Genomic DNA, 14,510 nt, shown 5'->3' with positions numbered 1-14,510 from the left:
AGCCTGCACCTCCATCATGGACCCGGAAGCGCGAACGGGCCGGACTCGCGGACGGCTTACTATTTCCGGGGAAGTTCTGCTTGTGGAAAGGGAACCCGGAATGAGTACGAACGTCGAACAGCGTGAATTCCAGGCCGAGACGCGGCAGTTGCTGGATCTGATGATCCACTCGATCTACTCGAACAAGGACACCTTCCTGCGCGAGTTGATCTCCAACGCGTCGGACGCCCTGGACAAGCTCCGGCTGGAGTCTTTCCGAAACAAGGATCTCGACGTCGACACCTCCGACCTGCACGTCGAGCTCGAGGTGGACAAGGATGCGCGCACCCTGACCGTGCGCGACAACGGCATCGGCATGAACCGCGACGAGGTCGTCGATCTCATCGGCACCCTCGCGAAGTCCGGCACGGGCGAACTCCGGCAGAAGCTGCGCGAGGCCAAGGACGCCGCCGCTTCCGAGGAGTTGATCGGCCAGTTCGGTATCGGCTTCTACTCGTCGTTCATGGTCGCCGACAAGGTCACGCTCGTCACCCGCAAGGCCGGGGAGAAGACCGGTACGCGCTGGGAGTCCAGCGGCGAATCCACCTACACGATCGCCGAGGTCGACGACGCGCCCCAGGGCACCTCGGTGGTCCTGCATCTCAAGCCCGAGGATGCCGAGGACCACCTGTTCGACTACACCTCGCAGTGGAAGCTCGAGGAGATCGTCAAGAAGTACTCGGATTTCATCGCGTGGCCGATCCGCATGGAGGTCTCGCGCACCACGAAGTCGGAGGACGGCACCGACGAGGTGACCTTCGAGACCAAGACCCTCAACTCGCAGAAGGCGTTGTGGGCGCGCTCGAAGGACGAGGTCTCCGAGGAGGAGTACACGGACTTCTACAAGCACATCGCCCATGCCTGGGACGAGCCGCTCGAGGTCATCCCGCTCAAGGCCGAGGGCACCTTCGAGTACCAGGCGCTGCTGTTCATCCCGGAGCACGCGCCCTTCGACCTGTTCGCCCGCGAACGGCGCACCGGCGTGCAGCTGTACGTCAAGCGCGTGTTCATCATGGACGACTGCGAGGATCTCGTCCCCGAGTACCTGCGTTTCGTCAAGGGTGTGGTCGACGCGCAGGACCTGTCGCTCAACGTCTCTCGTGAGATCCTGCAGCAGGACCGGCAGATCCGGGCCATCCGCCGCCGCCTGACGAAGAAGGTCCTCGCGACCGTCAAGGACATGGCCGCGAAGGAACCCGAGAAGTACACGAAGTTCTGGCGCGAGTTCGGCCGGGTCGTCAAGGAAGGTTTGATCTCCGACACCGACAACCGCGACACGCTGCTGGCGATCTCGTCGTTCGACTCGACGGCGAGCGAGGAGGAGCAGACCACGCTCGCCGGCTACGTCGAGCGCATGAAGGACGGCCAAGACGCGATCTACTACCTCACCGGCGAGTCGCGGCAGCTGCTCGAGAGCTCCCCGCACATGGAGGCGTTCCGCGACAAGGGCATCGAGGTGCTGCTCCTGACCGACCCCGTCGACGAGATGTGGGTGACCTCCGTTCCGGAATTCGAGGGCAAGCGCTTCCAGTCGATCGCCAAGGGCGACGTCGACCTCGGTACCGAGGACGAGAAGAAGGCCGCCGAAGCCGAACGCGAGGAGAAGGAGAAGGAGTTCGGCGACCTGCTGTCGTGGATGAAGGAGACCCTCGACGAGCAGGTCAAGGACGTGCGGCTCTCGTCGCGCCTGACGTCCTCCCCGGCGTGCATCGTCGGCGACACCTTCAGCATGTCGCCCGCCCTCGAGCGGATGTACAAGGCGTCCGGTCAGCCGGTGCCGCGGGTCAAGCGGATCCTGGAACTCAACCCCGATCACCCGCTCGTGTCGGGTCTGCGCACGGCCCGGGAGCAACGCCCGGACGATGCCTCGCTCGCCGACGTCGCCGAGCTGCTCCACGGCATGGCGCTGATCGCCGAGGGTGGCGAGGTGGAGGATCCGGCGCGGTTCACCCGCCTGCTCGCCGAGCGTCTCGCCGGAAGCGTGTGAGCCGAGCCTGTCGCCGTAGGCACGCACGCGGATAGGCTCGACGCATGACGCGTGTAGACGGGGTGTTGTTCGATATCGAGGGTGTGCTCGTCACCGAGTGGCAGCCCGTCCCGGGCGCGGCGGATGTCCTGGCACGACTGCGTGCCGACGGCGTCCGCCGCGCCTTCCTCACCAACACCACCTCCCGGACGTGCGCCGAGATCGCGCAGCGGCTCACCGATCTCGGGATGGAGGTGTCGCCGGACGAGATCGTCACCGCGGTGTCCCTCACCGTCGACCACGTCCGGCAGACCTATCCGGGTCTGCGCTGCTGGGTCCTCAACGAGGGCGACATCGCCGCGGATCTCGACGGTCTCGTGCTGGACGAGGACGATCCGGAAGTGGTGATCCTCGGTGGCGCGGGGGATGCCTTCACGCACCGGGCGATGAGTCGCGTCGCCGAACTGATGCTCGAGGACGTTCCGGTGGTCGCGATGCACCGGGCGCTCGCGTGGCAGGCCGCCGACGAGTTGCGCATCGACACCGGGGTCTACCTGGCCGGACTCGAGGAGCTCACCGGCCGGTCGGTGGTGGCGGTGGGCAAGCCGTCGCTGCGCGGCTTCCTCGTCGCGTCGGAGCGGATGGGTGTCGAACCGGATCGGATGGTGGTCGTCGGCGACGACATCGCGGGCGAGGTCGTCCCGGGGCAACGCCTCGGTATGACGGGAATCCTGGTGCGTACCGGAAAGTTTCGGCAATCCGTCCTGGACCTGGCGGTCGATCGTCCCGACCACGTCATCGACTCCGTCGCCGCTCTCCCGGGGCTCCTCGACAGTCTGTGACAGGCGGTCTCGCGTGAGACGCATGTGATCGGTACCCTACCGCCGGGGCGCCGGCCCCCCGTTCGCGCGGGGCGCTCGTTCCCCAGTTCGCGCAGACGCAGCCTTTCGCGAAGAGGCACTCCAGTGCAGAGGAGCCCGTTCTTGTCCATTCGTTCCTTCCGATCCGTTCTCACCGCGCGCCGTTCGTTCCGGGCCGGTGTACTCGTCGCCGTCGGTGTGGCCTCGGCCGCGCTGTTCGGTGGGGGTACCGCCGCAGCGGCGCCGGTGACCTGTGTGTCGCCTCCTTCTGCCAACGACATCCTGGTGTCCGATACCGCCAGCTGCGGCGCCACCGCCGAGGACGCCTTCGCTCGCGCGTATGCCGCCGACAGCGGCACCGCGGTGTCGGTCGCCGAGTCGGCCGGTGCCGCCGAAGCCCACGCGACGGGCTTCGGCACGGCGCTCAGTGCAGCCCGTGACGGCGGCCGGTCGTTCGCCTACGCGCTCGGCGGCGGACTGAGCCACTCGTGGGCTCAGGGTCCGGCGACGACCCTGTCGGTGGCCGGCTACGGGTCGGGCGCCACGGCCGACACCACCGGCGTCACGTGCGTCGGAGCCCAGTCGTTCGCGGTCAACACCGCGACGGGACAGTGGTGCGCCGTGGGGGTCGGTTCGACGCCGCGCTGAGCGAGCGCGGCACCGATGATCCGGACGACCGTGTAGTCGGTCTTTCGCGGATTTCGTGACGGGGGTGGCAGGTGCCGGTAGTCTTGCACTCGCCACCCCCGAGTGCTAAAAATGCACTTAGCACTCGCAACACGTGAGTGCCAGGTCGGTAGGGTGAGACCGGGTTTTCGACACCCCTGGTCGTCCGTCGCGGGCACTGCTTCCGGCCGAAGGCGTACATGGAGCGATCCGACGAGCGATCGCTCCGGTGTCACCCCCATACCCGGAGGATCACTTCGCAATGGCCAAGATCATCGCGTTCGACGAAGAGGCCCGTCGCGGCCTCGAGCGGGGCCTCAACAGCCTCGCCGACGCAGTCAAGGTGACGTTGGGCCCCAAGGGTCGCAACGTCGTTCTCGAGAAGAAGTGGGGCGCCCCCACGATCACCAACGATGGTGTGTCCATCGCCAAGGAGATCGAGCTCGAGGATCCGTACGAGAAGATCGGCGCCGAGCTGGTCAAGGAAGTTGCCAAGAAGACCGACGACGTCGCGGGTGACGGCACCACCACCGCTACCGTGCTCGCCCAGGCGCTCGTCCGCGAGGGTCTGCGCAACGTTGCTGCGGGCGCCAACCCCCTCGGCCTGAAGCGCGGCATCGAGAAGGCCGTCGAGGCCGTCACCGCCAAGCTGCTCGACACCGCCAAGGAGGTCGAGACCAAGGAGCAGATCGCCGCCACCGCAGGCATCTCCGCCGGCGACCCCGCGATCGGTGAGCTCATCGCCGAGGCCATCGACAAGGTGGGCAAGGAAGGCGTCATCACCGTCGAGGAGTCCAACACCTTCGGCCTCCAGCTCGAGCTGACCGAGGGCATGCGCTTCGACAAGGGCTACATCTCCCTCTACTTCGCCACCGACGCAGAGCGTCAGGAGGCCGTGCTCGAGGATCCCTACATCCTGCTCGTCAGCTCCAAGATCTCCACGGTCAAGGACCTGCTGCCGCTGCTCGAGAAGGTCATCCAGTCGGGCAAGCCGCTGCTGATCATCGCCGAGGACGTCGAGGGCGAGGCTCTGTCCACCCTGGTCCTCAACAAGATCCGCGGCACCTTCAAGTCGGTCGCCGTCAAGGCTCCGGGCTTCGGTGACCGTCGCAAGGCCCAGCTCGCCGACATCGCCATCCTCACCGGTGGCGAGGTCGTCAGCGAAGAGGTCGGCCTCTCCCTCGAGACCGCCGGCATCGAGCTGCTCGGCCAGGCCCGCAAGGTCGTCGTCACCAAGGACGAGACCACCATCGTCGAGGGCGCGGGCGATCCCGACGCCATCGCCGGTCGCGTCAACCAGATCCGCGCCGAGATCGAGGCGTCGGATTCGGACTACGACCGTGAGAAGCTGCAGGAGCGCCTCGCGAAGCTGGCCGGCGGCGTCGCCGTCATCAAGGCCGGTGCCGCGACCGAGGTCGAGCTCAAGGAGCGCAAGCACCGCATCGAGGACGCCGTCCGCAACGCGAAGGCTGCCGTCGAAGAGGGCATCGTCGCCGGTGGTGGCGTGGCCCTGCTGCAGGCCGCTCCGGTTCTCGACGACCTCAAGCTCGAGGGCGACGAGGCTACGGGTGCCAACATCGTCAAGGTCGCTCTCGAGGCGCCGCTGAAGCAGATCGCCTTCAACGCCGGCCTCGAGCCCGGCGTCGTCGCCGAGAAGGTCCGCAACCTCGAGGCCGGCCACGGCCTCAACGCTGCGACCGGCGACTACGAGGACCTGCTCGAAGCAGGCATCAACGACCCGGTCAAGGTCACCCGCTCGGCGCTGCAGAACGCTGCGTCGATCGCGGCTCTGTTCCTGACGACCGAGGCCGTCGTCGCCGACAAGCCGGAAAAGGCCGCCGCTCCCGTGGGCGACCCGACCGGCGGCATGGGCGGCATGGACTTCTGATCCGCCCCTGCGGGCGGAGAGGACTTCTGATCCGCCCCTGAGCCACACGAGGCCCGATCCCACTCCGGTGGGGTCGGGCCTCGTGCTGTTCCCCGACGATTCCGGCCTCCGGTACGGAACGATCACATATTCGTTACGAAAGGGGCTCTGCGGACGATGAATGTCACGAAAGTGTCACTTCATCCGGTTCCGGAGGTTCGTGCCGATCCGCAACCGGTCCGAGGTGCGCAGCCAGACGGATCGACGAGGGGAAGAGAATATGCGGTCGTCCTGGTTACGGCGGGTACTGCTCACGGTGGCGATGGGAACGTCGATGGTCCTCGCGGCTCCCGGAGGCGCTCTCGCGCAGTCGGTGGAAGCCGACGATCAGCGACCGGTGGGAGAGCTGACCTCTGTCGAGCACGAGAGCGACCGCACCGTCATCGCGAACGTCTACTCACCGTCGATGGACAAGGTGATCCCCCTCCGGATCCGGACGCCCGCCGACTCGAGCGAACCGCGTCCCACCCTCTACCTGATCAACGGCTCGGGAGGCGGGCAGGGGATCGCCACCTGGGAGAAGCAGACCGACGTCGAGGACTTCTTCTCGGACAAGAACATCAACGTCGTCACGCCGCTCCTCGGCGGCTACAGCTACTACACCGATTGGCGCAACGACGATCCCGCACTCGGCCGCAACATGTGGACGACCTTCCTGACGCACGAACTCCCGCCGGTCATCGACACGGAGTTCGGGACATCGGGACGCAACGCCATTGCGGGAGTGTCGATGTCGGGGACGTCGGTGCTCGGCCTCGCCACGACGGCCCCCGAGCTGTACGAGGCGGTCGGGGCGTACAGCGGATGCGCCGAGACGAGCACGCCGCTGGGGCAGTCCTACGTGCAGGCCGTCGTACGCGTCAAGGGTGGCGACCCCGAGAACATGTGGGGCCCGGTCGGTGATCCGGCCTGGATCGAGAACGATCCCTACCTCCAGGCCGAGAAGCTCCGCGGTATCGACCTGTACATCTCGTCGGGTTCGGGTCTGCCCGGGCAGTACGAGCGGCTCGGATCGCGGTCGGTGAACAACGACCCGATCGGGCTCGTCGGGCAGGTGGTCGTCGGCGGCAGCATCGAGGCGGCGGTCCACCACTGCACCCAGCGGATGGCCCAGCGACTCGAGGAGTTGGACATCCCCGCCCGGATCGACCTGCGTCCGGCGGGTACGCACTCCTGGGACTACTGGGAGGACGATCTGCGCAACTCGTGGCCGCTTCTGTCGCAGGCGGTCGGACTGTAGAGGTCCCGCACAATCCACCGGAAATGCCCGATTCGATCCCGGTCGAATCGGGCATCTTCTTTCGGTCGTTATTCAACCGATAGATCGGTCGATTCGCCGTAATCGGTCGGTGAACGGGATGAATCGGGCCGAACGGAAATATCGAATTCAAACAGAAATAAATGGGTACGGACGTTCCGTTTTCTTTCCTTGACGCTGTGAGCTGGTCATATGTGGGCTCGTCCTAGCTTCCCTGCGAGTGTGAATGTCATCACATCCCGATTTGCGCACTCTTGGGTAGCGCATACACGTCGAGTGTGTTGAGAATTGATGCGAGCCCGACGGAATTCCGATCGGAATTCCGGGTAGGCGAAAAGCAATCGGACGAGAACCGTCCGGTATGTGATCGGACGAAGGAGATTCACATGGACGTCATCGAACTCATCGGCTCTGCCCTCGAACTGCTCGGCGGCACCGAACTGCTCGGCACCCTGCTCGAGACCGGCAGTGCCGTTCTCGGCCTCGGCCAGTAGTTCCTGCTGAGCTGAACAGCTGTGCCGCTGCCTCGCAGCGGAATACGACACCCCCGGCGGATCTCCGCCGGGGGTGTCGTCGTCTCGGCCGACCCCGTGACCCGGATCAGTTCTCGGGGATCAGCATCCACAGGGCGAGGTAGAGCAACACGGCGGTGCCGCCCGTGACGAAGGCTGCGAGGACTGCGCCTGCACGCACGAGGTTGAGGTCGACGTTGAAGTACTCGGCCAGTCCGGCGCACACACCACCGAGCATGCGCTGGGACGAGGAGCGGGTGAAGGGACGGGGAGCCTGGTTCTCGAAGTTCATGTATTCATCCTGTCGCCGTAACGGTCTCGGTACATCCGGGAACGGCCCGGATCTTCACCCTGATCTTCGTCTCGGGGTCGGTCGGACGAGCCGGCCCGAACAACGCAGAAATCACGCTGAGGACAATGCTCGGCGACTGGGGCGCGAGGAGGCAGACTCGACCGTCGGTACTGCCGATCAGAAGGAGATCTCCCGTCATGACCGACGTCGTCCTGGACGAACAGCTCGCCGCACTGCGCCGCAGGTACGGCACCCGGGCCGCCGAGCAGGTGGCCGGACGCGGTGGTTCCGGCGCGTGGAACGACGTCATCGCTCTCCAACTGGCGCATCGCTCCGTGCGAAAGTTCCTTCCCGAAGCGGTCTCCGAGGATGATCTGTGCGCGATCGTGGCCGCGGCTTCGTCCGCCGCGAGCTCGAGCAACCTGCAGTTGTGGAGCGTCGTGGCCGTCACCGACCGCGACCGGCTCGCCCGGATCGCGACTTTCGCCGGCAACCAGCCGGCGGTGCGTGACGCTCCACTGCTGCTCGTGTGGGTGGCCGACCTCGCCCGGGCGGTGCGGGTCGCCGAGCAGCACGGCAAGGATCTCGTCAACGTCGACTACGTGGAGTCCGCGCTGCTCGGGGTGGTCGATGCCGCGCTCGCCGCACAGAATGCGGTGCTCGCCGCGGAATCGCTCGGCCTCGGCACCGTCTACATCGGGGCCATCCGCAACCATCCGCGTGACGTGGCCGCAGAACTGGCTCTGCCCGACCACAGTTTCGCTGTGGTCGGGCTGGTGGTGGGCCGTCCCGATCCCGAGGTGGAGTCGGAGGTCAAGCCGCGGTTGGGTCAGGACGTGGTGCTGCATCGCGAGCAGTACTCGACCGAGGAACGGGATGCCGGCCTCGCCGCCTACGAGGAGGAGATCTCCGGCTTCTACCGCGATCAGGGTCTGGCGGAGAGCTGGGTCGAACGTGTACTCGGGCGCTTCGCGTCGCCCGGCGCGCTCGGGAGCAGGGAACAGATGCGGGAAGCTCTGCGGGAGCGCGGTTTCGGTCTGGACTGACCGCAGGGAGGCGTCAGCGGCACACGACCGTCAGGCCGACCCCGCGCCACACCTGACGTTCGACACGATCGAACTCGTTGTCGTCACTGTCGTATTCGTACTCGACCTCGGTCCGGTATCCCCGGTCGCGCTGAGCGGTCACGGTGCAGTCGCCGCCGGCGGAACCGGACCGGTTGACGATCGAGTACGGCACACCCTCCGCGGCGAGCACGGCGACCGCGGCCTGCTCGCTCAAGCCGACTACGCCGGGCGCGGGTTGTGCTGTGGCAGTTCCTGTTCCGAGCAGTACTGCGGCGGTGCCGAGCGACAGGACGGCGGCGGTCGCAAGACGGGAGCGGGTGGCAAGAGTACGCATGGGTTCCTCCGAAAGGGTGCTGGACCGGACATTTCGATCGTCCGCCGCGACCCGGCCCGAGCACATCCGGGCACGACCCCCATCCCGACCCTGAATTCCGGACTCGGGGTGGCAGGGACACTGGGGAAACCGGCACCCGCCGCGTCCGGATCGGCCTAGTCTGGGTCGGTGGAGACCGTACCGATCCAGCTTCCCGGGGGCACCACGGCCCCGGTGCGCCTCTTCGCGGGACCCGACCACGAGCACGAGACACGCCGCGACGCCTCCCGCGCCGTCGTGGTGATCGTGCCGGGGCTCGGCATCCCTGCCGGTTACTACGAGCCGTTCGGGCAGGCGATCACCGAGCACGGATTCGACGCGGCGATCTGTGAACTGGCCGGCCAGGGCGACAGCCGTCCGAGGCCCGGACCCGACAGCACCTACGGCTACCACGAGATCGTCGCGACGCATTTCCCCGCTGTCTTCGAGGTGGTGCGGGAGCGCTTCCCCGACTCGACGCCCTACCTGCTCGGTCACTCCATGGGCGGGCAGCTCGGCGCGCTCTACGCCGCGCGCATCCGCGGGCGGCTCGGCGGACTGATCCTCGTCGCGTCGGGCACGCCCTACTACCGGCATCACGGGGGCGTCCGCGGCCCGGGACTGTGGCTCGGATCGACGGCGATGTCGCTGACCGCCGCGGTCGCCGGATTCTGGCCCGGCGACCGGATCGACGTCGCCGGGTTCGGCCGGCAGTCGCGCGCGCTGATCTCCGACTGGGCGCGACTGGCCCGCACCGGCCGGTTCGAACCGGCCGGTGCGGACATCGACTACGAGGAACGGGTCGGGCGTCTCACGCTGCCCGTCCTGTCGATCACGATCGAAGACGACGAACTCACTCCGGTCGCGTCGGCGCAGCACCTGCTCGAGAAGCTGCCCTCCGCCGACGTCGCCCGGTGGCACAATCCGCGGGCACTGGGCCACAACGGATGGATCCGCGACAACAACGACACCGTAGCGAAGATCGTGGCCTGGCTACGCGACCGCTGATCCCGCGCGGGCGGCCGCGGCGAGCCGGACGTGGGCGTTGGGGGAGCCGTATCCGGTGTAGCCGCCGCGCCGTTCGAGGAGTTCGACCTGGAATCCGCCCTGCACCGGGAGCGTGTAGGCGTGCAGGAATTCGCCGCCGTCGTCGTTGCGGTCGTAGAGCAGGCCGTTGCTCTGCAGGACGGCGAGCAGGTCGGGGTCGAGCGCGAACCGCGCGTCGAGATCGGCGTAGTAGTTCGTGGGCGGCCGGAGGAACTCCACGCCGCGCGCACGTGCGTGGCGTACCGAGTCGACGACGTCGGCCGTGGCGAAGGCCAGCTGGGTCACCCCGTGCGGCTGGGGCGTCGCACCGGTCTCGGAGACGTTCAACGCGACCCGCAGGTCCCCCTTCTCCGCGCGCAGTGCGCGGATGCGCAGGCGGCCCTGCGGCTGGATGTACTCCTCGGGGTCTTCCGGCCGCAGTCCGAACAGGGTGCGGAAGAACGACAGCTCCTGGTTCAGGTCGTCCGCCGCGACCGTCACGTCGACGTGGTCGAGACCGAGCCATCCCTCGTCCGCCGCGGGAGTGTCCGGGGCGTCACCCGGCACGAAGTCGTTGTGCCAGTCGTCGGTCTCCCCTGGCTCGGCACTGACGAAGACGTGCAATCCGGAGGGGGAGGTGATGCCCGGCAGACCCGCTTCACCCTCGCCGCGGGTGCGGTCGACCGCAGGCCACAGCAGACTCGCGGCCCGCTCGGCCACCGCGGCGACGTCGGGCGCGACGAGTCCCAACGCGGTCGCGGCCGGACCCGGTGCGGGTTCCTCGTTGAGGACGACGTTCGCGCCTCCGTTGCGCCACCACACGACGGGCTTGCTGCGGTGCCGGCCGGCGACGTGGAAACCGAGTCCGGTGAGCAGCGCCGGGTAGTCGGTGCGGTCGGGGGCGGCGAGTTCGACGAACGCCGCATCGGTGCGCGCCGGTAGCGGCGGTGCGACCGTCACCTTCTCGCGTGCGGGCCCGGTGACCCGCGCACCGAGCCGGTCCTCGAGGAACAGCAGCGACCGCATCGCGTCGCGCGCGGTCACATGCGGATCCGCTTCGCGCACCACGTCGCTGAAGACCTCGAGCGAGAGCGGACCGTCGTAACCGGCGTCGAGCACGGCCGCGACCACCCCCGAGACGTCGAGCATGCCCTGCCCCGGGAAGCACCGGAAGTGGCGGCTCCATTCGAGGACGTTCATGTCGAGCACCGGGGCGTCGGCGACCTGCAGGAAGCCGATGCGTTCGCCTGGGATGCCGGCCAGGGCGCGTCCGTCGTCGCCGCGTGCGAGCATGTGGAAGGTGTCCACGGCCAGCGTCACGGCCGGGTGGTCGGCGCGTTCGACGAGATTCCACGCCTGCCCGACCCGGTTGACGTGGCGTCCCCAGGCGAGGGCCTCGTAGGCGAAGGTGACCCCGTGCGAGGCGGCGAGATCGCCGATGGCGCGCAGCTGTTCGGCGGACAGTTCCGGATCGTCGATCGCGGTCGGCAGCGCGTTCGAGCACGCCAGGAAGGTCGTTGCGCCGAGCTCGTTCATCACCTCGAGCTTGCGGCGGACGCGGTGCAGGACGTGGGGGAATCGCCGCGGGTCGACGCCCTCGATGTCGCGGATCGGCTGGAACAGGTCGATCGACAGACCGAGATCGGCGCAGCGCCGCGCTACCTCGGCGGGTGACAGCGGCGACGCGATGAGGTCGTTGTCGAAGATTTCGATCCCGTCGAATCCTGCAGCGGCGATCGCGTCGAGTTTGTCGGCGAGAACACCGGAGAGCGAGACGGTGGCGATTCCGCGGCGCATCAGCTGGTCAGCTCCTCGAAGTGTCGGACCATTCGTTCGGCGTCGGGTTCGACGCCCGTGAAGTACTCGAAGGCACCCACGGCCTGGAAGACGGCCATGCCGCCACCGGGCACCACGCGGCATCCGCGGGAGCGGGCGAGGTGGATCAGTTCGGTCTCGAGCGGGAAGTACACGACGTCGGAGACCCACAGGTCCTCGCGGACGAGCTCGGCGGGGACGGGCAGGCCGGGGTAACCGGTCATGCCTGTGGGGGTCGCGTTGACCAGACCCTGCGCCGAGGCCAGAGCGCCGGCGAGATCGGTGGTCGCGCGGACCCGGTCGTCGCCGAAGCGTTTGGCCAGGCGGGTCGCGCAGGCCTGCGCCTTCTCGACGTCGACGTCGACGATGGACACGTGCGCGGAGCCCTGTTCGAGCAGCGCGTACCCGACGGCCGAACCGGCACCGCCGGCCCCGACCAGCACGGCGCGGTCGGAGACGGCCTCGGGCAGCCGGCGGCGGAACGCGCGCCCCCAGCCGGACCAGTCGGTATTGCGGCCGAGTGCGCGACCGTCCCGGAACACCACCGTGTTGACCGCGCCGAGATCGTGGGCGTCGTCGGACAACTCATCGAGCAGGGGGATGACGACCTGCTTGAAGGGGTGCGTGATGTTGAGCCCGTCGAAGCCGAAACGCTGTGCCCAGTCGAGCATCTCGGCCAGGTTCTCGGCGCCGTAGCCGAGGCGCTCGGCGTCGACGAGGCGGTAGGTCAGGTTCAGTCCCGAGGCGAAGCCCTCCCGTTCCTGCATGGCCGGGGTGAGCGAACCGCCGATCCCGGCGCCGAACAGGCCCAGCAGGAAGGACGTACGTGCGGGCGCTGCGGTGGTCATCGGGAGCTTTCCTTCTTCTCGGTATCGAGTGCGAGTGCGGCCAGGTGACGGACGGCGAACTCGTATCCGTCGGGGCCGCATCCGGCGATCACGGCCTTCGCGACGGGAGCGACGAACGAACGGTGCCGGAACTCCTCGCGGGCGTGGACGTTGGTCAAATGCACTTCCACGATCGGTGCCGCGACGGTCACGAGCGCGTCGTGCAGTGCGACCGAGGTGTGCGTGTAGGCCGCGGCGTTGACGACGAAACCGGCTGCCGATTCGCGGAGTTCGTGGACGGCGTCGATGAGTTCGCCCTCGTGGTTGCTCTGCCGGAAGTCGATGTCGAAGCCCAGGTCGTCGGCGGTGCGGCGGCACGACTTCTCGATGTCCGCCAGCGTCGCGGTGCCGTAGAGATGAGGTTCGCGCGTGCCGAGCAGGTTGAGATTGGGCCCGTTGAGAACGGCGATCGTCGGACGAGCACTCACGATGCCGCTCCGGCGGGGACCGGCGCGGTGTTCCGATCGTGGGGGAGCAGGCCGATCTCACGGGTGGGGATCTTGTGGGTTCCGGACGGTCCGGTGGCCACCGCGATCAGCGAGATGGCGACGGCGCCGACGCAGAACAGGGCCACGCGGTACCAGTTGTCGGCGTTGCCGTCCATGAGCGAGCCGGCGATGGCCGGGGTGAAACCGGCGAGCGCGAAGCCGAACTGGGTGCCGATCGCCATGCCCGACAGGCGGACGCTGGTGGGAAAGTACTCGGCGTAGGTGGCGGGCCACACCGCGTTCGGCATGCTGTAGACCACGCCGGCGAGCAGGATTCCGGTGATGAGCACGAGCGGCACGTCGCCCCGCGAGATCGACCACAGGAAGGCCGTCACCATCACGGCGCTGCCGATCAGGCCGGAGACGAAGACCGGCTTGCGACCGATGCGGTCGGACAGCAGGGCCCACATGGGGATGGTGCCCACGGCGATGATGTTGGCGACGATCGCCAGCCACAGCATCGTGGTGTCGCTGATGCCGATGCCGTACTCGTCGGCTGTGGCGAAGTTGAGGGCGAACACCTGGAAGGCCGTGTTGACCATGGCGATGAAGGCCGCGAAGAAGACGCGCAGGACGCCGGTCCAATGGTGGCGGAAGAGCACGGCCAGCGGTGCCTTGGGGGCCTCGTCGTGCGCCTTCTCGGCGTGGAACTCGGGGGTCTCGTCGAGGCTGCGCCGGATGAGGAAACCGACCAGCACGATCACGGCGCTGATCCAGAACGGCACGCGCCAGCCCCACGACTGCAACTGCTCCTCGGACAGCAGCGCGATCACGGGCAGGAACATCAGAGGTGCGAGCACCTGGCCGCCCTGCGTGCCGCTCAGTGTCCAGCTGGTGAAGAAACCGCGTCTGTCGTCGGGGGCGTGTTCGAACGACATCGAGTTCGCGCCGGCCTGCTCACCCGCGGCGGACAGCCCCTGGAGCAGCCGCAGCACGACCAGCAGGATCGGCGCGATCATGCCGACCTGTCCGTAGGTCGGCAGGCAGCCGATGAGGAAGGTCGAGACACCCATCAGTAGCAGCGTGCCGACGAGGATCAGCTTGCGGCCGAAGCGGTCACCGATGTGGCCCATCAGGACGGAGCCGAAGGGGCGCGCGACGTAGGCGACGCCGAAGGTCGCGAGCGACGCGACGGTCGCGACCGCCTGGTTGCCCTCGGGGAAGAAGATCTTCGGGAAGACGAGCGCAGCGGCGGTACCGTAGATCGCCAGGTCGTAGTACTCCAGTGCGCTGCCGCTCCACGCGGCGAGGGCCGCCTTGCGGGGCGTGCGCTGCACCGTGGTGTTTTCAGTCATCGGATGCCTCGGGGGGTGGGTCTTCAGTATCGGATACACGGACGTTATGGGTGTGGCGCA

13 protein-coding genes are annotated in these 14,510 nt (G+C 67.7%); 7 read left to right on the top strand and 6 right to left on the bottom strand.

Going from position 1 to position 14,510, the window contains the following annotated elements; translation table 11 throughout:
• Positions 1–100: 100 nt before the first annotated feature.
• From htpG to A5767_RS10240, 5 genes are all read left to right on the top strand, one after another.
• Positions 101–2,026, top strand: a complete 1,926-nt coding sequence (gene htpG / locus A5767_RS10260) for a molecular chaperone HtpG (protein ID WP_033096166.1) — start codon at positions 101–103, stop codon at positions 2,024–2,026.
• Between the two features lie 44 nt (positions 2,027–2,070).
• Positions 2,071–2,847, top strand: coding sequence for an HAD-IIA family hydrolase (locus A5767_RS10255; protein ID WP_024101800.1), 777 nt, complete (start codon positions 2,071–2,073; stop codon positions 2,845–2,847).
• A gap of 141 nt (positions 2,848–2,988) precedes the next feature.
• Positions 2,989–3,513, top strand: a complete 525-nt coding sequence (locus A5767_RS10250) for a DUF6764 family protein (RefSeq protein ID WP_016691625.1) — start codon at positions 2,989–2,991, stop codon at positions 3,511–3,513.
• A gap of 280 nt (positions 3,514–3,793) precedes the next feature.
• The gene (gene groL / locus A5767_RS10245; RefSeq protein WP_024101799.1) at positions 3,794–5,419 is read left to right on the top strand and encodes a chaperonin GroEL; all 1,626 of its coding nucleotides are present in this window, start codon (positions 3,794–3,796) and stop codon (positions 5,417–5,419) included.
• Positions 5,420–5,678: 259 nt separating this feature from the next.
• The gene (locus A5767_RS10240) at positions 5,679–6,698 is read left to right on the top strand and encodes an alpha/beta hydrolase (protein WP_006553622.1); all 1,020 of its coding nucleotides are present in this window, start codon (positions 5,679–5,681) and stop codon (positions 6,696–6,698) included.
• A 618-nt stretch (positions 6,699–7,316) separates the two neighbouring features.
• On the opposite strand, the gene A5767_RS10235 is transcribed toward A5767_RS10240, so the two are convergent.
• Positions 7,317–7,520, bottom strand: a complete 204-nt coding sequence (locus A5767_RS10235; protein WP_006553621.1) for a PspC domain-containing protein — start codon at positions 7,518–7,520, stop codon at positions 7,317–7,319.
• A 197-nt stretch (positions 7,521–7,717) separates the two neighbouring features.
• Here A5767_RS10235 and A5767_RS10225 point away from each other — a divergent pair, with 197 nt between their 5' ends.
• Positions 7,718–8,566, top strand: coding sequence for an NADPH-dependent oxidoreductase (locus tag A5767_RS10225; protein ID WP_064852229.1), 849 nt, complete (start codon positions 7,718–7,720; stop codon positions 8,564–8,566).
• 13 nt (positions 8,567–8,579) lie between these two features.
• On the opposite strand, the gene A5767_RS10220 is transcribed toward A5767_RS10225, so the two are convergent.
• The gene (locus tag A5767_RS10220) at positions 8,580–8,921 is read right to left on the bottom strand and encodes a hypothetical protein (protein ID WP_024101798.1); all 342 of its coding nucleotides are present in this window, start codon (positions 8,919–8,921) and stop codon (positions 8,580–8,582) included.
• A gap of 168 nt (positions 8,922–9,089) precedes the next feature.
• On the opposite strand from A5767_RS10220, the gene A5767_RS10215 reads away from it, so the two are divergent.
• Entirely contained in the window at positions 9,090–9,947 is an 858-nt protein-coding gene (locus tag A5767_RS10215) for an alpha/beta hydrolase family protein (RefSeq protein ID WP_064852228.1), read from the top strand.
• Here A5767_RS10215 and A5767_RS10210 read toward each other — a convergent pair.
• Genes A5767_RS10210 through A5767_RS10195 form a run of 4 tightly spaced genes read right to left on the bottom strand, consistent with a single transcriptional unit; the run spans position 9,933 to position 14,450 of the window.
• Entirely contained in the window at positions 9,933–11,762 is a 1,830-nt protein-coding gene (locus A5767_RS10210) for a bifunctional sugar phosphate isomerase/epimerase/4-hydroxyphenylpyruvate dioxygenase family protein (protein WP_064852227.1), read from the bottom strand. The genes A5767_RS10215 and A5767_RS10210 overlap by 15 nt on opposite strands.
• The gene (locus tag A5767_RS10205; protein ID WP_064852226.1) at positions 11,762–12,628 is read right to left on the bottom strand and encodes a shikimate dehydrogenase; all 867 of its coding nucleotides are present in this window, start codon (positions 12,626–12,628) and stop codon (positions 11,762–11,764) included. The genes A5767_RS10210 and A5767_RS10205 overlap by 1 nt, the downstream gene beginning before the upstream one ends.
• Positions 12,625–13,095, bottom strand: a complete 471-nt coding sequence (gene aroQ / locus A5767_RS10200; protein ID WP_064852225.1) for a type II 3-dehydroquinate dehydratase — start codon at positions 13,093–13,095, stop codon at positions 12,625–12,627. The genes A5767_RS10205 and aroQ overlap by 4 nt, the downstream gene beginning before the upstream one ends.
• Positions 13,092–14,450, bottom strand: coding sequence for an MFS transporter (locus A5767_RS10195; RefSeq protein ID WP_064852224.1), 1,359 nt, complete (start codon positions 14,448–14,450; stop codon positions 13,092–13,094). The genes aroQ and A5767_RS10195 overlap by 4 nt, the downstream gene beginning before the upstream one ends.
• Positions 14,451–14,510 lie beyond the last annotated feature (60 nt).

It is taken from the genome of Rhodococcus sp. 852002-51564_SCH6189132-a, from assembly GCF_001665495.1.
Taxonomy (GTDB): Bacteria; Actinomycetota; Actinomycetes; order Mycobacteriales; family Mycobacteriaceae; genus Rhodococcus; species Rhodococcus pyridinivorans.
This window is presented reverse-complemented; position numbering and strand designations above follow the sequence as displayed.